This window comes from Haloarcula mannanilytica (assembly GCF_005406125.1).
Taxonomy (GTDB): Archaea; Halobacteriota; Halobacteria; order Halobacteriales; family Haloarculaceae; genus Haloarcula; species Haloarcula mannanilytica.
Genome location: NZ_BIXZ01000002.1, coordinates 602,742 through 624,011, shown reverse-complemented (window position 1 = coordinate 624,011; position 21,270 = coordinate 602,742). Strand labels below are relative to the sequence as shown.

Sequence of the window (21,270 nt, the reverse complement as noted above, 5' to 3'; positions counted from 1 at the left end):
CCCTTGAATATTCCCCTTAGCGTATCATATTTGATAATAATATCCCATTTTCCTGTCCCACATCCGCTAAATAAACTATCCAAGTACTATCGAATTACATTTCAGATTAATTTCGGAGCGCGAATCGGAGAACAGAGCCGTCTCGGTGCGCCCCCGACAGACAAGCGGCAGCCGCCCGTCTGACGCGGTTACGGGCGTCTGACGCCCGGTTTCACGCGCGTGACGAGAAATCGAGATCGTCCGCACCACTCACAGCGTTTTCGATTCGGTGTTCGCGCTCTTGACGACGAGGTTGCCGGTGTCCGCTTCGAGTTTGACCGAGCGACCGTGATCGCCGCCAAGGTCCTCGCCGACGACGGGGACCCCGAACTCCTCAAGCGTCTCGCGCACTTTCGCCGCGTTGCGCGAGCCGATAGAGGACCCGCTCTCGGAGAAATCGAGCATGTCACTCCCGCCGGCGATCTTGGCCTCCATGGTGTCCGTCGACGCGCCGGCGTCCTCCATGGCCTCGATGAGCGCCTCGACGCCCGTGTCCGCGAACTTCGCGCTGTTCCCGCCGTCGATGTCAGCCGCCGACGGCAGCATCACATGAACGAGCCCGGCGACCATGCTGTGTGGGTCGTGTATCGCGATACCGATACAGGACCCCAGCCCGCTCGTGGTCAGCAGGGCCGGCTCCGTGGTCACCTTGTACTCCGCGATGCCGACTTTGATGCGCTCCGGGGTGCTCTGAGCAGCACTCTCCGTTTGGCTACCATCGTATACTTTCATTATTTGAAGATCTGTTCCACGTCCGCGCTCGTCTCGGTCGCCCGCTCGACATCGAGGTCGTCGAGGGCGGCGCGCAACTCTTTCTCGTTGGGCAGGGCGTGAATCTCAGCCTGAAACTCGATGTCGTCGGTCCGCATCTCGGAGTCGATGATAAAGGCGTGCTCCTGGTGCTGGCCGACCTGTGCCGCCAACGGGTCCATGATCGCCCGCCCCATGTCGTGGACGACCCGCGGCGGCGTGTGTTCGACGGAAGTCTGGAGGACGTTCGCCCAGCCGTCGACGAATCCGCTCGTCATGATGTTCCCCAGCTCCTCGATAGCGGCCTTGTGTTGCTCGGTCAGCTCCTCGCTGTCCATCTCGATTGGCATCATCGCCTCCGCGACGTTGATCGCAGAGACTTCATCGAACAACACCATGAGATAGCCACTGGGCGTCCCAGTGAACTCGACGACCGTCCCGACGAACGTGTCCGTGCCGATCTGCTTTGGCACGTCCTCGATGGGGGCGAAGCTGATCTGTGTCACCTCCGCTGCCGTCGGGATTCCGGTCATCATCTCGACGTTGTCCGCGGCCTGCTGGGTGCCGCTTGTCGTCATCTCGTTGAACGTCTGGAGTTTGTCGATGGGGATCGCATCGCCGTCCGTATCGACGTGCTCCACCATCATCTCCGTGAGCGACTCGTACTCAGGGAGCATGTAGATGTAGAAATTCACCGATTCGTCGATCCACTCGATCTCCGATTTGAACACGAACACCTGCTGATGGTCGCCGTTCTCGGGCGCATCAGGGAGCACGTCACTACCGGACTCCTCGATGTACTTTGGCGGCGAATGGTCGATGGTCGCACCGACGTAGTCGGCCCACCCGTCGATGAACCCGCTCATCATGATGTTGCCGATCTCCTCGATACCGCTCCGGGCCATCGCCTCGTCGTCGCCGCTGCCGGGCATCATCTCTTCCGTGATGGTCCCGGCGCTGTCCACGTCAAACGCGAGGACAGTATCGCCCTCCAGCACGCCGTCGAAGGAGAACTGGACGCCGACGAAGTCTCGCCCGACCAGTTCCTCACCGACATCCGCTCTGTCCAGCAGCGTGATCTTGGTCACGTCGACGACGGCGTCGATGCCCGTCATCTGGCCCATCGACTGCGTGGCCTGTTCCGCGCCCTCGTGAGCGAGTTGGTTGAAGGTACCGAGCGACTGAATATCGACGTTCATCTATGACGGGACTACGTCCTCGATAGCCTCCATCACGCTGGGTTTCTGGAACGGCTTGGTGATGTACCCGTCAGCCCCCGCCTTCACCGCCTCTTTCATCTTCTCTTCCTGGCCGACGCTCGTACACATGATAACGTTGGCGTCGGGGTTGGACGATTTGATCTCGTCTGTGGCCTCGATCCCGTCGCGGATGGGCATCACGATGTCCATCATAACCAGGTCCGGCCCTTCCTCTTTGAACACTTCGACTGCTTCGACGCCGTTTTCGACCTCCCCGACGATCTCGTGGTCTTCTTCGAGAATCTCACGGAGGAGGTTACGCATAAACTCTGAATCGTCGGCGATCAGTACGTCTGGCATGCTTATCAAGGCTACATATCGTGATGAGTTAGATAAAGGTGTCCCGTAAATTATCGCGTGTGATATCAGAGAGGGTTACACCGCCGGGAGATGCGTGGCGAGAACACGGACGAAATCGAGCGCGAAAGGGCCGTACTGGAAGTACACGAGCCCCGAGAGCAGGAGGTACGCTGTCGTCAGCCCCGCGGGAAGCGCCAGGCCGACCGCGACGGCGCTGGACGGAACGTGATCGGGAGCCAGGGTGCGACCCAGTACGGCACCACCACAGATCGCTGCACCGGCCAGATTGACGAGCGCGTGGAACTGCACTGCCTCCCCGAGCGCCAGGTCGAGTCCGGCGACGACACCCAACCCGAGGATGAGACCGCCGACGGTACTTGTAACGTACCCACCGGCTAACCATCGCTTTGCATCCCGGGCAGCCTCGTGTACTGCCGGGATCCGAACGACGCCGTACATAATGAGCGGAACCGTCGGCAGTATATACCGGACAGTGAGCTGTGTGTGCAATGGCAGGCGGCTCAGATAGATGAGCGTGAAGACGGCTGCGAGGGCTGTAACAAGCATATCGGTCTGCGTTCGAGGCGAGTACCGCGAGGGGAGGACGCTCCACTGCCGTATCCGCTGGTGGACTACTCGGACCAGAACGACGGGGAGCGCCGCTACCGCGCCGAACAGCGGGACGGACTCGAGCATCGTCAGTTCGATTGCCTCGTAGCTATTCGGGGCATAGTTGATACCCGAAGCGGTGCCGCTCCTGAGGAAGATCTGAGACATCCTGTCCGGAGTCGCCAATACATTGATGCCACGACTAACTGCCCTGGTGACAAATTCCATCGCAGGTGCTACAGTACCCTTCATTTGGTCAAGCAGGCCGAGAAGGGGCGTCACAATTGGCGTTCCAGTGTCACTGGCTTCACCACCAGATCCGCTGGTTCCGCTATCACTTCCGCCAGATCCTTCACCCCCAGCAGTAGACCCGGAGCCGTCGGTTCCGCCCGAACCACTACCGTCGGTTGTTCCCCCATCACCGCCAAGGTCTGGTGTGAACTCGACGTTCGCACCGCCGACAGAGGGAAGCAACCGCGGCGTTTTAACGGGGTTGCCGGATATCAGGTAGTTCGTCACGAGCATCGGGAGCGAGCCGATGAAGAGTGCGAGGCCGACGACAGCGAGATGCAGGAGGGAGTTCCGTCTCGCGGTGATGAGGTCAACCAGAGCCAGCGTCGTCACCAGAAAGAACCCCTCGAAGGCGTGTGTCCAGGTGACCAGTCCGGCTGTCAGATACGCACCGGCGCGAAAGCCGAGTCCGAGTCGGAATCCGGAGTTAGCATACGCAACGCGGCTTCGAGCGAACAGGTACACCGTTGTCAGTATTAGCAGTCCCACCAAGACGTGCCGTTTGGGGAGCGAGGCCCAGAACCCGATAGACGAGCCGATACCGACCGCGACACCGGCCGCCAGTGCGACCGAGCGGTCGTGCCAGAGTCCGACGAGGCGATAGAGGACGAGACCGGTCGTCGCCGCCGCAAGCATCGTCGATATCTGGAACGCGGCTATCGGGAGCGGCGTGTCCGGGAGCGCTGTCGCCGTAGCGACGCCGATCAGAAACAGGGTCCCAACGAGAGCGCTGCCGACCCACAGGATCGTCCGCTCAGCAATGTCGGTGTGTCGCTGTCCGAGTACGCCGAGTTGGGACACCAAAGCGAGAGCGGTGCCCGACCAGAGTCCGAGGACCAGTAACCGCGGCGTAACGAACACCGACAGGGCTTGCAACGCCCAGACGAGCGGAGCGGCGAAAAGGACCTGCCCGTAGTTGCGCCCGTAGAGTCTGTTGCCTGACTCATGCAGGCCCGGTTGCGAGCCAAGTGTCAGCGTGTAGGGCGTCTCCGTGATGTGGAGCTGTCCGTTCGAGACCGCGACGAGCGTGTTGGCCGTGGTGTACGTGTCGGTGATGAAGATGCCAACGCGCCAGTAGAGTCCGAACGTCACGAGCAGGCCGAGCCAGAGAACGTAGCCGTAGCGGTCGCCGAAGACGGACTTCCCGAACCGTCGGCAGCGGTCTCCAAAGCGTCTCACGGTTCGGCTCATCGTTCCACCTGAACCGTCACGTTTTCCGTGACTATCGTCTCGTCAGTTTCGAAGCTCTGGACCCGAATCCGAACGCTCCCGTGGTACGTGTCCTGCTCCGGTAATGACAGCGCAAGCCCCTTATCGCCGGGCGCAAGGCGGTACGTCCCTGTCTGTCCTGCAGACAATACCTGTTCGTCTTCGAGGGAGACATCGAGCGCAGGAACATCGACTTGATACAGTAGCCGCGGCCGTCCTGAGACGGCATCGACGGTCACACTGGCATCGGGGACCCGGAGGTACGCCGCGTCCGCACCGAACCGACCGTCCGTGATCCGGATCTCCGAGGAGGCTACGTCTACAGAGCTGACCGACGCCGTCCCGTCGCCGATAATCGTCGGCTGTGTCTCGACGGCGTCGACGCCGAGGAGTGGTCCCGTCACGAGCAGTGTTACCACGATAACCACGGCAACAACTGTCGGCGGATGGCGCGGGACCATGATCTACCCTACACACTGCTGTGCCCGAATTTAAATCCCTCGTCGTTCAGAACTCGGCCCCGTCAGCGTCCTCGACGGCCTGTAAGAGGTCAGCGATAGAATCGTCGGGCGTCAGCTGTGTCGACCGAACGAGCTGTTTGATAACTGCTGGCGGATAGCGAACCGGGACGTTCGATTCCGAGAGGAGGATCCCAAGCACTTCTTCGACCGGTGTGGAACCGTCCATCTGGCGACCGTACCAGAGCATGAAGCTCTCGAAGACGGTGACGATGTCGTTCGAGGTGAGCTGTTGCTGGTCGACATCGCCGTCGAACTTCGCGGTCACGTCGAAGCCGTATCTGGCGTTCGAGTCGGCCATCTGTTCTGCGAGCCACTCGTGGACGTTCGCATCGGAGAACTCGGGAGTCGACGGCTCCGGTTCGGGTTCGGGGGCCGGTTCAGACGCCGAATCCGACTGGATCTGGTTCCCGTAGGAGTCGTCGGTGCGGACATCTGACGAGACGACGTAGCGACCCTCGTCGATCTCGGTGACGTGCTCGTCGTCGGCGATATCGAGCTCTTCGGGCGAGAGTACCTTGCCCTCTTCCGGATTCGGTTCGTCTGACCGCCGAGCCATAGGTACTAGTGTGAGAGGCTATCGTATAACTCCGTCGCTGGTCACCGTGAGCAAGAAAAGAAACGCGTCGAAACGAAAAGATCCGAAAGCTTAGAGGCTGACTGCGGAGTTACCAGACAGGGTCTCCGGAACGACCAGTCGAACCTGGGTCGTACCGCCGGACTGGGTGTTCATCTGGATGGTAGCCGTGTCACCTTCGGCTAATCCACCGTTACCGACGATGGCGTCCGTATCGAGGATGATCTTGGCTCGGTCAGCAGGGTCGTTCAGAACCGGGTTCGGGTCCTGGATGGAATTTCCACCCTGATCCTGGACGCTGGTAACAGTGAAGTCTTCACCGTTGCCACTGTCCGTCTCTGCGTACGTCAAGTCGCTGGAGCCGCTTGAGTGGACAAACTGGAGGATCGTCGTACTCAGGTCGATATTTCCAGCACCGGGTGCCTTTTTGACAGTTATATCGACCGTATCGACATTACCGCCCGTTACGGTACCAACCTGGTTAACCACTTCAAGCCGATTCGTCACTTGGTCACTGCTCTGTTGTCCGGTTTCCTCCGCACTGCTCTGGAGGAAGCCAGCCGTGTTGATCAGGACGCCCGCAGCGATTGCCGCCACCAGCACCATCGCGATGAACACGATGAGGGTGCCGATACCGACCTGCCCGCGGTCGTCGTCGTTCGTAAGTTCCGTTAGCATTATTGATCCGGGTCTGTCTGACCCTACCCTACCGTTCTTTTCGTTCGTAATAATACCTCCCCCCAAATTATAGCTCTTGATAACAAGTGTTTGAGCGGTTATAGAGACTATTTCTTGCTGTAGAGAGTGTAAGACGAGGTCTGTAACTGTAGGGGCGCTCCTGGTCGCTGGAAATCATATTTGAGACAGTCAAAACAGCGCTATCAATGGTAGAAATGAGAGCTATACAGTAGCTTACCTACGGGCTGCCGGGCCACGGGCGTTCGCGTACGAAGATACGACTGGAACGATCACAGTAGTGTTCGAAGGGCAGGTGGTCACTCGTACGTGACAAGACTGTACATCACGAACAGATAGCCGAACGTCGTGAGGCCGCTGTTGACCAACAGAAGCGACCGCACGCCCTCGAAGTCGTTGATAAACGCACTAATCATCGTGGCGGCCGCCCCCGCAATCGCCAGCGAGAACCCGACCGAGAGGTGGAGCATCGCCTGCCGGGACGTTTGGACATACGCCCGCATGGCCATCCCGACCATTGTCAGCCCCGCCACGACGAACACCAGCGTCGAAATGGCGTAGAGAAGTTCTATCATCAGTACTATGCATGGCTACAGCGAACCCGGTATTAAATCCACGCTCGAAAATATCTCTCGTGATAACGCTGGTTTGAGCCGCTCTACCGCTCGGAAAGGGTCCGCCACGCCTCGTCGAGCTTGTTGGTCACTTCCGACCGTTCCTCGATGTGGACCGTCAGTTCGTCCTCGAAATCGACCCGGACTTCGTCGACGTTTCGCCGGTACACTTTGATACGGCGGCGGTCGTCGGAGAGGATGTTGTCGTGGAGTTCCAGGAGGTTATGTTCTGTCAGTTCGTCGATCCGTCGATAACACGTCGCAATGGGGATCCCGAGTTCGTCGCTGAGTTCCTGTGCGGAGACCGGTTCGTCCGTCGCATCGAGAATCTCGGCACTGTATTTATTGCCAAGCGTCTGAAGAATCTCCCCTGAATCCATCGTTATCAAATCATAAATTCAGTCGATAATAAAGCTATCGCCTGTGATATCGAGTGCATGAGAGACAAACACGCGTTCCGGGGGAGTCGTGTAGGAACGGCGTTCTATGCGTCTGTACCCGCCGTTCTACGGAGTAATAATGGCCAGTTCCTGTCCTCAAATTGGTGATTCTTCCTCGCTCATCATCGAAAAGGCACTGGCGTTCTCGTGGACATCGATACCGCCGTGGCTGATCTCCATCGGATAGATGTCCGTCTCGATGTTCTGTTTTCGCATCTTTGCAACCCAGACGTACCGGTTGACGCCAGTGTCGGTCGGCGTCTGGATGAGGTAGATGTTGCCGTCGGTCAGGTAGTTCTCCAGTCCGATCTCGGTGTCCGGGAAGACGGCCCCTTGCTCGTTGGTCATCAGCGTCGTGAGGCCACTGTCACTGAGAATGTCGGTGAACTTCAGGAGGTACGTCCGTTTCTCCTTCTCGTTTTCGAAGAACAGTTCGAACATGGCAAGCGAGTCAAGCACCAGCCGGTCGTAATCGCCGTCTTCGAGTTCTTCAAGCAGGATATCAAGCGAGGAAGTAAAGTCGTTCTCGCGCAGGAGGACCTGCTTGTCGTACACCTTGATATCGCCGTTATCGACGTGTTCTTGCCAGTTCTCAAAGCCGATAGATTCGGCGGCTTCCCGGAGGTCCGATTCGTCTTCCTCAAAGGAGAGATAGATCCCTTTCTCGTCGTACTTTTCGACGCCGTTGTAGATATACTGGAGACAGAGAATCGATTTCCCGGCTCCGGGGTTGCCACTTACCAGTGTCGTCGAGTTCTTTACAATGCCGCCGTTCAAGATGCCGTCGAGGCCCTCGATCCCCGTTTTAGTTTGCTCAATCATAGTTTCGGTAGGAACTGGAAGTTGATTAGATACTTGTCTGTCGGGAATGTTAAAAAGTCTTGCTGGTATGTCGCTCAGAGAACCGGAATCAGTCACCAGCGTGGACGACGGCAGGGTCCACCCAGATAACGAAACTGTCATCTCGCTTGATGACGCCCCGAATAGAGCCGGCGTCGTTGGCGGGGGACTGGTCGACCTGTTCCGGCGTGACCTGGACCACTTGGTACACTTCGTCGACGAGCCAGCCGGCCGCCCCCTGTTCCTCGACGATTTCGGGGTCGAAGACGATGATGCGCTTTTCGGAGCCTTCGTCCTCGATGCCGAAGACGACTTTGGGGTCAACAATCGATGTCGTGCGCCCGCGCAGGTCCATGACGCCCCGGACGTGCGGTGGGGCGTTCGGAACGGACGTGAGCTCGCCGATGTCGACGATCTCAGTCACGTAGTCGATACTCACGCAGTACGTCTCCGAGCCGAGCTGGAACTCGAGTACCTGGCCGGTGGTGGCTGACTGGGCTGCCATAGCGGTTCTTATCCACACTGTCGCGGACAGGGGCGCATAAAGGTGCCTGCTGGGCTATCAACTTTGATTACGTGGGCGGAGTATTTATTTCGGGGCCGACCGCGAATTGGAAGTAGGTATGAGGATGTCGCGTTCGCCGATGTTTCCTGTCGGACGGGAGCGTTGGTGACATGGCAGACGGTGTCCGCGCCGTAGTCGCAGACGACTCTCACTTCATGCGGAGTGTCATCTCTGATATCCTCAGCGATGGCGGTATCGACGTTGTCGCGCAGGCGCGTGACGGCGAGGAGGCAGTGTCGGCCGTCATCGAGCACGAACCGGATGTCGTGACGATGGATGTCGAGATGCCGGTAATGAACGGCATCGAGGCGACGGAGCGCATCATGGCGGAGTGTCCGACACCGGTGTTGATGCTGTCGGCTCACACCGACGAAAACGCCGATGTGACGTTCGAGGCGCTCGATAAGGGCGCGGTCGATTTCTTCACCAAGCCCGGCGGTGAGGTATCAATGGAGATGTCGCGTCTGAAAGACCAGCTCGTGGAGATAGTCGTGTCTGTCGCAGCCGTTGACGTAGGCACGACGAAAGGCAGCACAACCAGCAGCGGCGGAACAGCGTCGACGGCGGCCGGCGGTTCGACTACTGACCGGACGGGGGCCGGAACCGCGGCAAGCCAGACGACATACGTCGCGAACCCGACGCTCGTCATCGGCTCCTCGACCGGCGGCCCGAAGATGGTCGAACAGGTGATGGAGGGGCTCCCCATCGAGGCCGACCTTCGGGTGCTTATCATCCAGCACATGCCGGAGGGGTTCACCGGCCGGTTCGCCGAGCGGATCAACACCCGAAGCGAGTACGAGGTCCGGGAGGCCACGGACGGGGCACGCATCGGCGGCGGCGAGGGACTCGTCGCGGCCGGCGACCAGCACATGGTCGTGAAGAACTACCGGAACGGCCGACTGCGGACGAAGCTGACACAGGACGCGCCGGTCAACAGCGTCCGTCCGGCCGTCGACGTGACGATGCGGACGGCCGCGGAAACCATCGACGACCCGCTCGTCGGCCTCATCCTCACCGGGATGGGCGAGGACGGTGCGGACGGGATTCGACGGATCAAGCAGGCCGGCGGCGAGACCATCGCACAGGACGAGGCCACGTCCGCGGTGTACGGCATGCCAAAGCGTGCCGTCGAGACGGGCTGTGTGGACACTGTCTTGCCTATCGGCGACATTGCGGACGGCATTATCGACACGATTACTACTGAGGTGACCTGACAATGGACGACCAGTATCTAGACGCATTCATCCGTGAAAGCGAGGAAGCGATTACCGAACTCAACAACTCACTGCTCGAACTCGAATCCGACCCCTCCGACACGGAGGCGATGGACTCGATATTCCGGACAGCCCACACACTGAAGGGCAACTTCGGCGCGATGGGCTTTGACAACGCGGCGGATCTCGCGCACGCGATGGAGGACCTGCTCGACGAGATGCGCCAGGGGGAGATGGAGGTCACGCCGGACTTGATGGACCTCATCTTTGCCGGCGTCGACCAGATAGAAGTTATCGTCGGAGAGATCGAGGAACACGGCGAATCGGGAACGGAAACCGACGAGATGGTCAGTGAGCTCCGCGCGGTTCTCGAAGAGGGGGCCGTCGCCGCGGACGACGCCGAACCCGCTGCGGAAACAGCGCCCGCGGACAACGACGACTCGCTCACCACGGAGGCCAGTGTGGCCGATGCCGACATCGGCGGAGCCGCCGTCGACGGGCGGGTCCTACAGGCCGAGATCGACGTTGGGGAGTCGGATATGCTCGGCGTCGACTCGATGCTGGCCGTCGAGTCCATCGAGGGGCGGTTCGACATTCTCGATTCGAGTCCGAGCCGGGCCGATATCGAGGACGGCGAGTTCGAAGACACGTTCGTCCTGTACCTCGACGGTCCCGATGCAGCCACCGTCGACGCCGAACTGGGGACGACCGGAAAGGTCGACAGCTTCGACGTGACCGACGTGACCGACGAACTGGGAAGCGACACAGACACCGGCTCCGGTGCTGTCGACGATAGCGACGCGGGCTCGGATTCAGACTCCGGCCCAGACCCGGACACCGAAGAGGAACACAGCGTCGACGAGATCAAGTCCGTCCGCGTGGACGTGGACCAGCTCGACGACCTCCACGGGCTCGTCGAGCAGCTGGTCACCAGCCGCATCAAACTGCGGCGGGGCGTCGAACAGAATAACCTCGATTCGACCAGCGAGACGCTGAACGAACTGGACAAGATCACGGCGAACCTCCAGAACACGGTGATGGACATGCGGCTCATCCCGCTGAAGAAGGTCGTCGGGAAGTTCCCGCGGCTCGTGCGTGACCTCGCACGCGAACTCGACAAGGACATCGAGTTCGAAATCGAGGGCGAGGACATCGAACTCGACCGGACCATCCTCACCGAGATTTCGGACCCGCTGATGCACATCCTCCGGAACGCCGTCGACCACGGCATCGAGCCGCCCGAGGAGCGCGAGCAGGCGGGCAAACCACGCACCGGCCACATCACGCTCCGGGCCTCCCGCGAGCGCGACCACGTTATCATCGAAGTCGAGGACGACGGGGCCGGACTCGACGTGGAAGGGATCAGAGACAAGGCCATCGAGAAGGGTGTCCGCTCGCCCGAGGAACTGGACGCGATGGACGACTCGGCCATCTACGACCTCGTGTTCCACCCCGGCTTCTCGACGGCCGACGAGGTGACCGACACGAGCGGGCGCGGCGTCGGCATGGATGTCGTCCACGACACGGTGTCCCAGCTCGACGGCTCGGTCAACGTCGACTCGGAGCCGGGCGAGGGGACCACCGTCTCCCTGCGCCTGCCGGTGACGATGGCCATCGTCAAGGTGTTGTTCGTCAAGGTCGGCGGCGAGGAGTACGGCGTCCCGATCAAGAACGTCGACGAGATCACGGGGACCGAGGCCGCAAAGCAGGTCAACGGTCAGGAGGTCATCAAGCACAACGACGAGATCTACCCGGTCATCCACCTCGACGACACCTTCGACATCGAGGGCGAGACGGCCAACGGCGACGGGATGCTCGTCCGCATCCGCGAGTCCGAGCGCCAGGTCGCGCTCCACTGTGACTCGGTCAACAGCCAGGAGGAAGTCGTCGTCAAGCCACTGGAGGGCATCCTCTCGGGCACGCCCGGGCTCTCGGGGACGGCCGTGCTGGGTGACGGGAACATCGTCCACATCCTCGACGTGGTGACCCTATGAACAAAGGCAGCGAACGCACCTTCGAGGACCTCGTTGAGTTCATCGGCGACGAGATGGACTTCGAATCGGGCTTTTACAACGACTCGTATCTCGACCGCCGCATCACCGCGCGGATGCGTCGGACCGACACCGAGGGCTACCAGTCCTACCAGCGGTTGCTGGAACGGGACGACGGCGAGCGCGAGGCGCTGCTCGACTCGCTGTCGATCAACGTCACCGGCTTCTTCCGGAACCCGGAAGCGTGGGAGCAATTACGGCCAGTGTTGCGGGAGCTGACGGAAAACAACCGTACCGTCAGGCTCTGGTCGGCCCCGAGTGCCGACGGCCGGGAGCCGTACTCGGCGGCGATGCTGGCGCTCGACGACCCGGAAATCGACGCCCGTAAGATCGAGATTACGGCGACGGACATCAACGCCGACATCCTCGAAGAGGCCCGCAAGGGAACCTACGCGACCTCCCAGACGACAGATATCGCCGAGGAGCTGGAACCGCTGAACGATTACACGAAATACATCCAGCAGGACGGTAACACATTCGAAGTTCGGGACCGGGTCAAGGAGATGGTCACCTTCGAGCAACACGACCTCATCCGGGGCGACCCCAAACGCGACTTCGACCTGGTGTTCTGCCGGAACCTCCTCATCTACATCGATTCGGAGTTCAAGGTCCCCATCTTCGAGACGATCCGCGGGTCCCTCCGGGAGGGCGGCTATCTCATGATCGGCATGACCGAGACGCTGCCGACGGAGTGTCGGGACTCCTTCGAAGCGGTCGACAAACGACACCGGATCTACCGGCGAGTGTAGCGACCGATGAGCCTCTACGAACTGGAACGGGACGGCAAGGCACAGGAACTCATCCGCCTCCTCAGGGAGACCGACAACGAGCGGGTCAAGACCCGCGCCGCGGAGTTACTGGGGAACTTCGACGACCACGACGACCGCCGCGACGTGGTCAACGCGCTCGTGGACGCAGCCCAAAGCGACAGCGACGCGGTCACCGGCGCGGCAATCGACTCGCTGGACGAACTCGGCGACGACGCGATCACGCAACTCATCGGGAGCATGGCCGGCGTCGACCTCGAAGACGACGCCGCCGACTGGGTGAAGGCGAAAGCGTACATGCAGGTGCTTGATTCGGACGTGCCGGAACTCCGGATGGCGGCCGCGAACGGTCTCGGCAATCTCGATCAGGCCGACGCGGTCCCAAAACTCACCGAGCGCTTTCGGGACTCCGACCCGCGTGTGCGGGCGCGAGCGGCCCGGTCGGCCGGGAAAATCGGCGACTCGCGGGCGACGACGCCGCTGGAAAACGTGCTGACGGACCCCAAAGCCGCCGTCAGGCGCGAGGCGGCGGACGCACTGGGGAACATCGGGAACCGGCAGGCGCTCCAGGCGCTGTTGCCGCTGTACGAGGACGACGACGAACGGGTCCGGCGCATCGCCGTCGGCGCGTTCGGAAACTTCGGCAACGACCGCCCCGTCGACTACCTCATCGAAGCGCTCTCGGACGAGTCGGCTGCCGTCCGCCGGACGGCCGTCTACTCGCTCATCGAACTCCTGTCGAACGTCCCGACCGATCAAAGTCACGAGATACGGGACACCGTCGTCGAGAAGCTCTCGAACACGGACGACCGGAGCGTCGTCGTGCCGCTGGTCGAGATTCTCGAAGAAAGCACGCAGGCCGCCCAGCGGCGCAACACCGCCTGGATGCTGGGCCGGGTCACCAGTCAGGAAGAGCGGGACCGGGTCATCGAATCACTCGTCGACGCGCTCGGCGAGGACGACCAGATGCTCCGGCAGTTCGCCGCCACCAGCCTCGCCGAACTCGGCGACGACGACAACATGGTGGAGCGGCGGCTGCTCAAAATCGTCCAAGATGACGGCGTCGACCCCGAAATCCGAGGGCAGGCCATCTTCACCCTCGGGAAAGTCGGCGGCGAGCGCTCCCGGAAGACGCTTGATAAACTCATCGACGAGACCGAACACGACGTGATCCGGAAGAAGGCGTTCTCGGCCATCTCGAAGCTCGGTGGCCGCGGATGAATCGTCCGAGTGGATTAAGACGCCGCGGGGCGTACACGAGAGCGATAGCTAGCTAACCGATGAGCGACGGAGAACACGCACTGGTCGATACGAAGGGGAAGTTCGTCCAGGTCGTCTCGGACGGGCGCAAGCGAAACGACATCGAGTGGCTACCCGGTCGGGTGCTCCTCTCGAACAAGCGCCTCGTCCTCGCGACCAACGACGGCAAGCGGACCATCCCGCTGTCGAAGGTCAGCAGCGTCACGGCCAGCCAGATGAACCAGCCCCTCGCACAGGTCGACAGCTACATGAAGATACAGGCGGGCCGAGACGTGACGCTCATCTCGGCGAAGCAGGCCGAGGAGTTCCAGGAGAAACTCTACAGCACGCTGCTTGACCAGACCGTCGTCCTCGTCAACCATCCCGCGGTCAAAGGCGGCGTCGTTCAGGACGGTGGCTGGGAGAAGGCCCGGCTCAAACTCGACGGCGACTGCATCAATCTGGCCATCACCAGCGGCATGTTCGTCGAACTGGACATCGACGACGTAGGGACCGTCGAGTCCAAGGAAAAGACCATCCGTGGGGACGAGCGGCCCCTGTTGGAGGTCGAACACACCATCGAGGGCACCAGCGTCGAGACGCACATCTCGGGCACGCCCCGCCACGTCTCGCTCATCGAGGGACTCGTCCGGCAGGGCGAGCAGCGCAACATCGCCGACGACGTGGATCTCTCCGACAAGGAAACCCAGGTTCTGATGGCACTGTACTCCGGCATCTCTCCGTTCAAGATTCCGGAGTTCGTCGACATGGAGATCGAAGAAGTCGAAGAGGTGTACGACCGGTTGATGGAGGCCGACATCCTCGAACCGGTCCGGACGCGCCGAGAGGTCCAGCTCGAAGCTCGCGGGCGATCTATCGCGAGCGATGCGATGGCAGACCAGTAGCAGCGTTCTGACCCTGATCTATCGTGGGTAGCGGAATAGCGTACCACAAGAGGGACATACGCTCATATTGTTAGAGAGTAGCATGGGAGAGCCCGAACGTCCCCGGATCTCGGTGTTGCACGTCGACGACGAACCGGGACTCGCGGAGACGGCAGCCGGATTTCTCCGACACGAGAACGGCGGGTTCAGCGTCGAAACGGTGACCAGCGCCAGCGAGGGGCTGGAGCGGCTCGACGACGGGTTCGACTGTGTCGTCTCCGACTACGACATGCCGGAGATGAACGGCATCGAGTTCCTCAAGGCCGTCCGGGCGTCGTATCCGGACCTCCCGTTCGTGCTGTTTACCGGGAAGGGGAGCGAGGAAATCGCCAGTGAGGCGATTTCGGCCGGCGTGAGCGATTACCTCCAGAAACGGGGCGGCACCGAGCGCTATGCGCTGCTTGCGAACCGAATCACGAACCTCGTCGCCAAGCACCGCGCGGAGGCCGGCCTCCAGAGGCGGGTACGACAGCAAGCGGCCGTGGCGGACCTCGGCCAGTACGCGCTGACAGGGTGTGGACTCGACGCGCTGTTCGAGCGGGCAGTCGAGGCGGTGTCGAGGGGCCTCGGGACGGAGTACAGTAAGGTACTTGAGTACCGACCGGCGACCGACGATCTGCTGTTGCGGGCCGGCGTCGGCTGGCAGCCGGGGCTAGTCGGTGAGGCTGCAGTCGGGGCCGGCGAGGAATCACAGGCCGGCTACACGCTCCAGACAGAGGAGCCGGTCGTCGTCGCGGACCTGCGGACGGAGACGCGGTTCAGCGGGCCGCCGCTACTGCTTGAGCACGGTGTCGTGAGCGGCATCAGCGTCATCATCGGGACGCCCGAAGACCCCTGGGGCGTGCTCGGCACGCATACGACCGAGCGGCGGGCCTTCACCGAAGACGACATTACGTTCGTCAGAAGCGTCGCAAATATCCTCACGGACGCCATCGAGCGGGAGGAACTCGAACGCGACCTCCGACAGGCGGAGCAGCGGTATCAGACGCTGCTGGAGAACTTCCCGGATGGTGGTATGTTCCTGTTCGACGACGACCTGCGGTATCTCGTCGCACGCGGCGAGGGACTGGACGTTCTCGGGCTCGCACCGGACGACATGGAGGGAAAGACGCTTGAGGAGGTGTTTCCCCCGAACGTCGTCGAGAGACAGGAGCCCAAGTACCGCGCCGCGCTGGACGGGGAGGAACAGGTCTGGACCCAGGAGTACCATGGTCGGCAGTACCAAGTGTACGCGCTGCCGGTCACGGCCAGCGGCGACGGCGAACGGCTCGGCATGGTCGTCTCCCAGGAGATTACCGGCGCGCGGAGCGAGTGATCCGACCGACGACCCACGAGAAAGACGGTTCGACGCGCTTTTGAAGCGCGGTTGATTGAGAACAGGTATGGCAGAATTCACGGTCGCCGTCTCCGATCCGGAGGACGGCCACACCTACCAGATCGACGTTGACGGACAGGACGCAAACCGCTTCATCGGCCGCGAACTCGGTGACGAGGTCGACGGCGGCGCTGTCGGCCTCGACGGCTACACGCTGGAACTGACCGGCGGCTCGGACACCTCGGGCCGACCGATGCGGCCCGACGTGCGCGGCGTCGCAACGAAGGAGATCATGTCCGACGGCGGCGTCGGCTTCAAGCCGACCACCGACGGCGAGCGCAAGCGCATCACCGTCCGCGGCCGCGAGGTCAGCGACGACACGCGCCAGATCAACGCGAAGATCACGGCCCGCGGCAGCGAATCCGTCGACGACCTGCTCGGCGACGACGACGAGTAAGGCACCGTGCCAGACCGCGTTCCCAGTGACCACGAAACCATCGAGACGCATCGCGTTCCCGTCGAGTCGGTCGGCCGGACCGACCGACCGCGGGTCGTCCTGCCGACTGCCCTGGACCTCACAGACGGCGACACCGTCCGCCTCGCACTTGACGGCGACCAGTACCACGCCGTCGTGGAGACGAACCTCGACAGCGAACCGGTGATCTCGCACGTCGCCGACAACCGCCGATTGGCCCGCGAGCGGGACGGGACGAACCGCCTGGCGGAGTGGATCGCCGACAGCGATGTCTCGCTCGGTGGCTCGGCACACCTCGACGTGGTCACCGACGGAACCGAGTACGGCCTCCGGACGCCGGGCAAGCGAGTCGTTTACGCTGCAACCGACGGGCCGGACTCGTCGCTCTCCGATATCGCCCGAAACCTCGATAACTGACGACGTTTGCCCGCGTTCTCACGACTGGGGTCCGATTTTTGCTGTTGATACTCGCGCGAAACGCTCAATATCAGTGCTGGTGTACATCGGGTAACGGACGAATGTCGGAATCAGTGATCGCGGATTTCGTCGGCAAATTCAACTCCGAGGTGGCCGGTCGGGGCGACCCCATCAAGGGTCGGATCGTCCTCTCCCAAAAGCGGCTGGTCCTGGCCGCGAGCGAGGACGACAAGCTGACGATTCCGCTTGATTCCATCTTCGACATCGCCATCGGGCAGGTCCCGCCCGACCTGGGCGATTTCTTCGACTCGACGGTAACGATTGCCTTCGAGCACAACGGAAAGCGCCTCGTCGCAGCCATCGAGGCCGGCGACGAGAAAATAGAGAAGTTCGGCACGGTGCTTTTCAAGGCGGTCATCAACGGCACCGAGACGACGGTCAAGGATCGCGCCCGCGTCGGTGGCCGCGTCACCGACGAGTCGTTCAAGACCGCGAAGCTGTTTCTCGCACCAGGCAGTGTCGAGTTCCGGCGCAGCGACGGGTCGTTCACAATCGACCTGAAGACGGTCTCTGACTTCGACCGGAACACGCGGGAGATCAACGGCAAGAGCCGGCCGGTGCTGACAGTCCGACACATGAAAGACGGGACGGCCATGACGACGCTGGCCGCGATGGCTTCGAACCGCAAGATGTCCATCCTCGGGCGCTATCTCCGCCGCGAGTACGCCGAACTTATGGAGGAACTCAAGGATGTCGACCTCACGAAAGACAAGAAGGAGGTGCTGGTCGCCATGTATTCGACCGGCGACATGGACGGGATGCCGCTGGCGAGCATCCTCGGGAAGGACTCCTCGCAGGTGTCGATGATCCTCCAGGACCTCGCCGAGGACGGCCTCGTTCAGGATGCCTCCGACGGGCCGACGCTCACGCCGACCGGCAAAGTCGTCGCCAGTCGCCACCTCGAAGACGTGAATGCGTGAGGGGGACGCTGCTCGTCGATTTACTCCTCGGCCTCGACAATCGTGCTGATCCTGGCGTTTTCCTTGAGCCGCAGCCCTGCGCCGCCGACCGATAGCGGCACGCGCGGAAGCGCGTCGACGTGCAGCGTCGGATGGGTCGCCCCGCGTTCTAGCAGTTCCGTCCGCGGCTGGAGCGTCACCGTCGCCTCGCCGGTCAGTGACTCGTTGTACTCGATGAGGTACTGGCCACTCCGTAGCGTCCACCACTCGTAATCATCGTCCGGATTCCGCTTCTCGCTTGCATGGGGCGAAACACCGGCGGTCTCCAGTTCCCCGCCGCCGAAATCGATCCGCCCCGGTTCGACAACCTCGGACACCGAATCAACGGTCAGGTCGAACCCCGGGCTGTCGGTCTGGGTCGGTTCGTGGACGACATCCGTGACGTACTCGCCGAAGTCGGTCATAGGCGACCATACCGGGCGGGTGGGCCTAAAGATGTGGCTGTCAGAGGCGGTCACACTCCGTCTCGGCCCCGGTCGGAACGCGTCACTTTTGCCCGGCGAGTGACTCCCTCCTTGCATGACCAAACACGCGGAGTTCCTGGCCGGCGAGCGACCCGGGGACGTACTCTTCTTCCTCCACGAGGACGCCGTCTCGAACCCCGGCGCACTGGCGGAGTACGCCGACAAAGTCGATGACGGGCACATTCTCGTCCTGCCGGGCGACGACGGTCGGAGCGCGTTCCAGTCAGCGACGGGCATCGACCCGATGGGACTGGCACAGGAGGCGATGGGCACCGAGGGCGACATCGACGACGACCTGACCGGCGCGGTCTGTCCGGTTGCCGAGGAGGAACCGGAGAGCAACCACACCACCCGATTCGTCTTCGCCTTCGCCGAGGAGCAAAACGAAGACGTTGGCGGCCTCTACGCCGAGGGCGACGTTGTCCACGCCTACGCGGTGTGTGCCTGTGGCGAGCGGTACAGCGACAAGTGGGTCGTCGGCGAGTAGTCTACAGCAGGAACGGTTCGGCCAGCCGGACAAGCAGCGCCTTTGGCAGGCCTGTGATGGGGCTGCCGTCGTGGGAATACGTGATACCGACTTCGTCACGAGTGACACCGTGGCGGAGGTGCTGGACGCCGTCGAGGAGGAACCAGCCGCCGACGAGCGCCCCCGGGACGACAGCCCACGTCGGGCCGGCGGCCGCAACCATGTACACCACGAAGCCGAACACGAGGAGTCCGAACACCACGTGGTCGGCGTAGTCGCCGACAGCGGCCTGGGCGGCGTCGGCGACGAGCCAGACACAGAAGGCGAGCGTCGCCGCGACCGCGGCGTACCGTACCGAGCCATCGAGGACGTACAGCGTCGCGCCGACGGCAACAGCACTCGTGAATCGCTCTCGGAGGGCCGTCTCGTGCCGTATCCGGGTATGGAGGGACTCAGCCATCACTCGGACCTGACGACAGGAGAATAAATTAGCATTGCGTCGGGCGGCAAAACGCCGCGCTCTCTCGATGGTCGAGCGCAGACGCTGTCAGCGACTCTCGACTGTGTTACCGCTCGGTGTCGACGCCTTCCTCCTCGTCCTCGGGGAGCCGTCGGAACGCGTCCACGATGGCCTGCTTCGCAACAGCCCCTTGCGTGGTCCAGTGGTGGGCGTAGTCCATCATGTCGTCGTAGATATCGGGCTTACAGCCCGCGGCTTTCGGGTGGCCGCCGCCGTTGACCTGCTGGGCGACCTCGTGGGCGCGCTCGAAGCTGTCCGTCCCGCGAATGGAGGCCGAGCCGGCGGGTTTGACGATGACGGCGGCGTCTGCGCCCTGCTCGCGCAGCGCCTCGGCGACCTCGTTCTGCGAACAGCGGCCGTAGGTGACGCCGACAGTCCACTCGCCGACCTCGCGGAGTTCGGCCCGCTCGACGGCCTTCTCGATGAGCGCCTCCTTCTCGACGCGCTTCTCGTCGAGGAACTCGTGGAACTCTGGCGAGAGGTCGGGGCCGTGGTCGCGGACCGCTTCGATGTACTCCTCGGGTTCGCTCCAGTAGGACAGGTCCGCGAGGTCGTCGCTGCGGGGGTCGTCGCGGATCCAGAGGTCGTGGTCGCGGGTAACGGCGGCGAGGTCGGCCCACTGCTCGTCGAAGTCGTAGTCGAGTTCCGACAGCGCCACGTCGGCGGTACACACTTCCTCACTGTCCCCAACGGTGCGCTCGACGCCGGCCGCGTCCACGTCGGCGGCGAGGTCCTCGGGCCACTGGTGGTGGTCGAACCAGACGACGCGTTCGACGGCTTCGATCAGCGCGTCGAGGGGGGCGATGTCCGACTCACGGTCGGGACAGAGGTCACAGATGAAGACGGTCGCGTCGGGGTCGGCGTACTCGGCGGTCCATTCGAGCGCCTCCGTGAGTTCGTGCGGGCCGGCGGGCAACAGTGCGCCCTCGCCGCGGGCCTCCCGAATCAGTGCAGTACAGGCCAGGCCGTCGGCGTCGGGGTCGGCGATAACCACGACACCGGCGTCTGCAAGCGTTTCGGCGGCTTCGGCTTCGGCTTGCTCTTCCTCGTAAGAATCCGGAATAAAGAACCCCTCACCGGGGAGTACGGATTTGCGGCCGATAGAGAGGCGGTCATCGTCGATGAGCCAATCGTCCATGCGCCAGCAAGCAGGGCCGCGGACAAGAAGCCGTCGGGTTCCGTTACACGTCCTCGCGCTCGGGGTTGGGGTCGCCTTCGAGCTGGCGGACTGTCAGCACCGGCATCGAGGCCTGCCGGATGAGGTCCTCGGCGACGCTGCCCAGCAGGAAGCCGTGTTCGCCGTGGCGGCCGCGGGTCCCGCTGGCGATGACATCGGCGTCGTGTTCCTCGGCGTACTTGCAGATCTCGTCGGCTGGATCGCCCTCCCGGACGGCGGTAACGAGTTCCTCGTCGGCCTCGGCGTCGGCGGCCTCCCGGATGAACGAGAGGGCCCGGCCGCCAGTGGTTGCCAGCGCGCGCTCCAGCGCTTCGCGGACCTCTTCGGGGGTCGCCTCGACCTCACCGGTGTCGACGACGTACAGCCCGTGGACAGTGGCGTCGAAGCGCGCGGCCAGGTCCAGCGCTGCTTCGACGGCCCGCTCCGCGCTCCCGGAGCCGTCCGTGGCGATGACCACCGTATCGAACATACATCACGCATCGAAGCCGCGACTAA

At 62.4% G+C, this 21,270-nt stretch carries 25 protein-coding genes; 10 read left to right on the top strand and 15 right to left on the bottom strand.

Translation table 11 applies throughout. From position 1 onward, the window contains the following. Positions 1-249 precede the first annotated feature (249 nt). The 11 genes from Harman_RS10410 to Harman_RS10360 form a co-directional block, all read right to left on the bottom strand. The gene (locus Harman_RS10410; protein WP_137683709.1) at positions 250-771 is read right to left on the bottom strand and encodes a chemotaxis protein CheD; all 522 of its coding nucleotides are present in this window, start codon (positions 769-771) and stop codon (positions 250-252) included. After that, entirely contained in the window at positions 771-1,988 is a 1,218-nt protein-coding gene (locus Harman_RS10405; RefSeq protein WP_137683708.1) for a chemotaxis protein CheC, read from the bottom strand. The genes Harman_RS10410 and Harman_RS10405 overlap by 1 nt, the downstream gene beginning before the upstream one ends. Then, positions 1,989-2,348 (bottom strand): chemotaxis protein CheY, encoded by a 360-nt coding sequence (cheY, locus tag Harman_RS10400; RefSeq protein ID WP_004515265.1) that lies wholly within the window; start codon positions 2,346-2,348, stop codon positions 1,989-1,991. It abuts the gene before it with no gap. A 75-nt stretch (positions 2,349-2,423) separates the two neighbouring features. After that, on the bottom strand, positions 2,424-4,439 hold the full coding sequence (locus tag Harman_RS10395; protein WP_137683707.1) for an NAD(P)(+) transhydrogenase (Re/Si-specific) subunit beta: 2,016 nt from the start codon (positions 4,437-4,439) through the stop codon (positions 2,424-2,426). Then, complete coding sequence (locus Harman_RS10390; RefSeq protein WP_137683706.1) at positions 4,436-4,918, bottom strand: hypothetical protein; 483 nt, start codon at positions 4,916-4,918, stop codon at positions 4,436-4,438. The genes Harman_RS10395 and Harman_RS10390 overlap by 4 nt, the downstream gene beginning before the upstream one ends. Positions 4,919-4,964: 46 nt before the next feature. After that, the gene (locus Harman_RS10385; RefSeq protein ID WP_137683705.1) at positions 4,965-5,534 is read right to left on the bottom strand and encodes a DUF7500 family protein; all 570 of its coding nucleotides are present in this window, start codon (positions 5,532-5,534) and stop codon (positions 4,965-4,967) included. A 90-nt stretch (positions 5,535-5,624) separates the two neighbouring features. After that, on the bottom strand, positions 5,625-6,230 hold the full coding sequence (locus tag Harman_RS10380) for an archaellin/type IV pilin N-terminal domain-containing protein (RefSeq protein WP_137683704.1): 606 nt from the start codon (positions 6,228-6,230) through the stop codon (positions 5,625-5,627). Positions 6,231-6,547: 317 nt separating this feature from the next. Then, positions 6,548-6,823 carry a DUF7521 family protein gene (locus Harman_RS10375; protein WP_008307830.1) on the bottom strand — a complete coding sequence of 92 codons (276 nt, stop codon included), beginning with the start codon at positions 6,821-6,823 and terminating at the stop codon, positions 6,548-6,550. An 83-nt stretch (positions 6,824-6,906) separates the two neighbouring features. Next, complete coding sequence (locus Harman_RS10370; RefSeq protein WP_137683703.1) at positions 6,907-7,242, bottom strand: ArsR/SmtB family transcription factor; 336 nt, start codon at positions 7,240-7,242, stop codon at positions 6,907-6,909. A 156-nt stretch (positions 7,243-7,398) separates the two neighbouring features. After that, positions 7,399-8,124, bottom strand: coding sequence for an RAD55 family ATPase (locus Harman_RS10365; RefSeq protein ID WP_137683702.1), 726 nt, complete (start codon positions 8,122-8,124; stop codon positions 7,399-7,401). Between the two features lie 88 nt (positions 8,125-8,212). Beyond that, positions 8,213-8,647: a chemotaxis protein CheW gene (locus Harman_RS10360; protein ID WP_137683701.1), complete on the bottom strand. Its 435-nt coding sequence runs from the start codon at positions 8,645-8,647 to the stop codon at positions 8,213-8,215. Between the two features lie 170 nt (positions 8,648-8,817). Here Harman_RS10360 and Harman_RS10355 point away from each other — a divergent pair, with 170 nt between their 5' ends. The 9 genes from Harman_RS10355 (at position 8,818) to Harman_RS10315 (ending at position 18,109) form a co-directional block, all read left to right on the top strand. Further along, on the top strand, positions 8,818-9,921 hold the full coding sequence (locus tag Harman_RS10355) for a protein-glutamate methylesterase/protein-glutamine glutaminase (protein WP_137683700.1): 1,104 nt from the start codon (positions 8,818-8,820) through the stop codon (positions 9,919-9,921). A gap of 2 nt (positions 9,922-9,923) precedes the next feature. After that, the gene (cheA, locus tag Harman_RS10350) at positions 9,924-11,915 is read left to right on the top strand and encodes a chemotaxis protein CheA (RefSeq protein WP_137683699.1); all 1,992 of its coding nucleotides are present in this window, start codon (positions 9,924-9,926) and stop codon (positions 11,913-11,915) included. Then, complete coding sequence (locus Harman_RS10345) at positions 11,912-12,721, top strand: CheR family methyltransferase (protein ID WP_137683698.1); 810 nt, start codon at positions 11,912-11,914, stop codon at positions 12,719-12,721. The genes cheA and Harman_RS10345 overlap by 4 nt, the downstream gene beginning before the upstream one ends. A 6-nt stretch (positions 12,722-12,727) precedes the next feature. Beyond that, complete coding sequence (locus Harman_RS10340; RefSeq protein WP_137683697.1) at positions 12,728-13,960, top strand: HEAT repeat domain-containing protein; 1,233 nt, start codon at positions 12,728-12,730, stop codon at positions 13,958-13,960. A gap of 59 nt (positions 13,961-14,019) precedes the next feature. After that, positions 14,020-14,883, top strand: coding sequence for a CheF family chemotaxis protein (locus Harman_RS10335; RefSeq protein ID WP_137683696.1), 864 nt, complete (start codon positions 14,020-14,022; stop codon positions 14,881-14,883). 82 nt (positions 14,884-14,965) lie between these two features. Continuing rightward, the gene (locus Harman_RS10330; protein WP_137683695.1) at positions 14,966-16,237 is read left to right on the top strand and encodes a response regulator; all 1,272 of its coding nucleotides are present in this window, start codon (positions 14,966-14,968) and stop codon (positions 16,235-16,237) included. A 67-nt stretch (positions 16,238-16,304) separates the two neighbouring features. Then, positions 16,305-16,694, top strand: a complete 390-nt coding sequence (locus Harman_RS10325; RefSeq protein ID WP_137683694.1) for a 30S ribosomal protein S6e — start codon at positions 16,305-16,307, stop codon at positions 16,692-16,694. A 6-nt stretch (positions 16,695-16,700) separates the two neighbouring features. Beyond that, positions 16,701-17,129, top strand: a complete 429-nt coding sequence (locus Harman_RS10320) for a DUF7112 family protein (protein ID WP_137683693.1) — start codon at positions 16,701-16,703, stop codon at positions 17,127-17,129. A gap of 101 nt (positions 17,130-17,230) precedes the next feature. Further along, entirely contained in the window at positions 17,231-18,109 is an 879-nt protein-coding gene (locus Harman_RS10315) for a CheF family chemotaxis protein (protein ID WP_137683692.1), read from the top strand. A 20-nt stretch (positions 18,110-18,129) separates the two neighbouring features. On the opposite strand, the gene Harman_RS10310 is transcribed toward Harman_RS10315, so the two are convergent. Beyond that, positions 18,130-18,552: a dCTP deaminase gene (locus Harman_RS10310; protein WP_137683691.1), complete on the bottom strand. Its 423-nt coding sequence runs from the start codon at positions 18,550-18,552 to the stop codon at positions 18,130-18,132. 115 nt (positions 18,553-18,667) lie between these two features. On the opposite strand from Harman_RS10310, the gene Harman_RS10305 reads away from it, so the two are divergent. After that, positions 18,668-19,099, top strand: a complete 432-nt coding sequence (locus Harman_RS10305; RefSeq protein WP_137683690.1) for a DUF5807 family protein — start codon at positions 18,668-18,670, stop codon at positions 19,097-19,099. 1 nt (position 19,100) lies between these two features. On the opposite strand, the gene Harman_RS10300 is transcribed toward Harman_RS10305, so the two are convergent. The 3 genes from Harman_RS10300 to Harman_RS10290 form a co-directional block, all read right to left on the bottom strand. Beyond that, a complete protein-coding gene (locus tag Harman_RS10300; RefSeq protein ID WP_137683689.1) occupies positions 19,101-19,538 on the bottom strand; it encodes a hypothetical protein in 438 nt (145 codons plus the stop codon). Positions 19,539-19,644: 106 nt separating this feature from the next. Next, positions 19,645-20,736 carry a DHH family phosphoesterase gene (locus Harman_RS10295; RefSeq protein WP_137683688.1) on the bottom strand — a complete coding sequence of 364 codons (1,092 nt, stop codon included), beginning with the start codon at positions 20,734-20,736 and terminating at the stop codon, positions 19,645-19,647. 43 nt (positions 20,737-20,779) lie between these two features. Then, positions 20,780-21,244, bottom strand: coding sequence for a universal stress protein (locus Harman_RS10290; protein ID WP_137683687.1), 465 nt, complete (start codon positions 21,242-21,244; stop codon positions 20,780-20,782). Between the last annotated feature and the right edge of the window lie 26 nt (positions 21,245-21,270).

Excerpts from the sequence above, each read along its gene's own strand:
- Harman_RS10410 (WP_137683709.1), bottom strand. The coding sequence starts at position 771 with ATGAAAGTATACGATGGTAGCCAAACGGAGAGTGCTGCTCAGAGCACC.
- Harman_RS10405 (WP_137683708.1), bottom strand. The coding sequence starts at position 1,988 with ATGAACGTCGATATTCAGTCGCTCGGTACCTTCAACCAACTCGCTCAC.
- cheY (WP_004515265.1), bottom strand. The coding sequence starts at position 2,348 with ATGCCAGACGTACTGATCGCCGACGATTCAGAGTTTATGCGTAACCTC.
- Harman_RS10395 (WP_137683707.1), bottom strand. The coding sequence starts at position 4,439 with ATGAGCCGAACCGTGAGACGCTTTGGAGACCGCTGCCGACGGTTCGGG.
- Harman_RS10390 (WP_137683706.1), bottom strand. The coding sequence starts at position 4,918 with ATGGTCCCGCGCCATCCGCCGACAGTTGTTGCCGTGGTTATCGTGGTA.
- Harman_RS10385 (WP_137683705.1), bottom strand. The coding sequence starts at position 5,534 with ATGGCTCGGCGGTCAGACGAACCGAATCCGGAAGAGGGCAAGGTACTC.
- Harman_RS10380 (WP_137683704.1), bottom strand. The coding sequence starts at position 6,230 with ATGCTAACGGAACTTACGAACGACGACGACCGCGGGCAGGTCGGTATC.
- Harman_RS10375 (WP_008307830.1), bottom strand. The coding sequence starts at position 6,823 with ATGATAGAACTTCTCTACGCCATTTCGACGCTGGTGTTCGTCGTGGCG.
- Harman_RS10370 (WP_137683703.1), bottom strand. The coding sequence starts at position 7,242 with ATGGATTCAGGGGAGATTCTTCAGACGCTTGGCAATAAATACAGTGCC.
- Harman_RS10365 (WP_137683702.1), bottom strand. The coding sequence starts at position 8,124 with ATGATTGAGCAAACTAAAACGGGGATCGAGGGCCTCGACGGCATCTTG.
- Harman_RS10360 (WP_137683701.1), bottom strand. The coding sequence starts at position 8,647 with ATGGCAGCCCAGTCAGCCACCACCGGCCAGGTACTCGAGTTCCAGCTC.
- Harman_RS10355 (WP_137683700.1), top strand. The coding sequence starts at position 8,818 with ATGGCAGACGGTGTCCGCGCCGTAGTCGCAGACGACTCTCACTTCATG.
- cheA (WP_137683699.1), top strand. The coding sequence starts at position 9,924 with ATGGACGACCAGTATCTAGACGCATTCATCCGTGAAAGCGAGGAAGCG.
- Harman_RS10345 (WP_137683698.1), top strand. The coding sequence starts at position 11,912 with ATGAACAAAGGCAGCGAACGCACCTTCGAGGACCTCGTTGAGTTCATC.
- Harman_RS10340 (WP_137683697.1), top strand. The coding sequence starts at position 12,728 with ATGAGCCTCTACGAACTGGAACGGGACGGCAAGGCACAGGAACTCATC.
- Harman_RS10335 (WP_137683696.1), top strand. The coding sequence starts at position 14,020 with ATGAGCGACGGAGAACACGCACTGGTCGATACGAAGGGGAAGTTCGTC.
- Harman_RS10330 (WP_137683695.1), top strand. The coding sequence starts at position 14,966 with ATGGGAGAGCCCGAACGTCCCCGGATCTCGGTGTTGCACGTCGACGAC.
- Harman_RS10325 (WP_137683694.1), top strand. The coding sequence starts at position 16,305 with ATGGCAGAATTCACGGTCGCCGTCTCCGATCCGGAGGACGGCCACACC.
- Harman_RS10315 (WP_137683692.1), top strand. The coding sequence starts at position 17,231 with ATGTCGGAATCAGTGATCGCGGATTTCGTCGGCAAATTCAACTCCGAG.
- Harman_RS10310 (WP_137683691.1), bottom strand. The coding sequence starts at position 18,552 with ATGACCGACTTCGGCGAGTACGTCACGGATGTCGTCCACGAACCGACC.
- Harman_RS10305 (WP_137683690.1), top strand. The coding sequence starts at position 18,668 with ATGACCAAACACGCGGAGTTCCTGGCCGGCGAGCGACCCGGGGACGTA.
- Harman_RS10300 (WP_137683689.1), bottom strand. The coding sequence starts at position 19,538 with ATGGCTGAGTCCCTCCATACCCGGATACGGCACGAGACGGCCCTCCGA.
- Harman_RS10295 (WP_137683688.1), bottom strand. The coding sequence starts at position 20,736 with ATGGACGATTGGCTCATCGACGATGACCGCCTCTCTATCGGCCGCAAA.
- Harman_RS10290 (WP_137683687.1), bottom strand. The coding sequence starts at position 21,244 with ATGTTCGATACGGTGGTCATCGCCACGGACGGCTCCGGGAGCGCGGAG.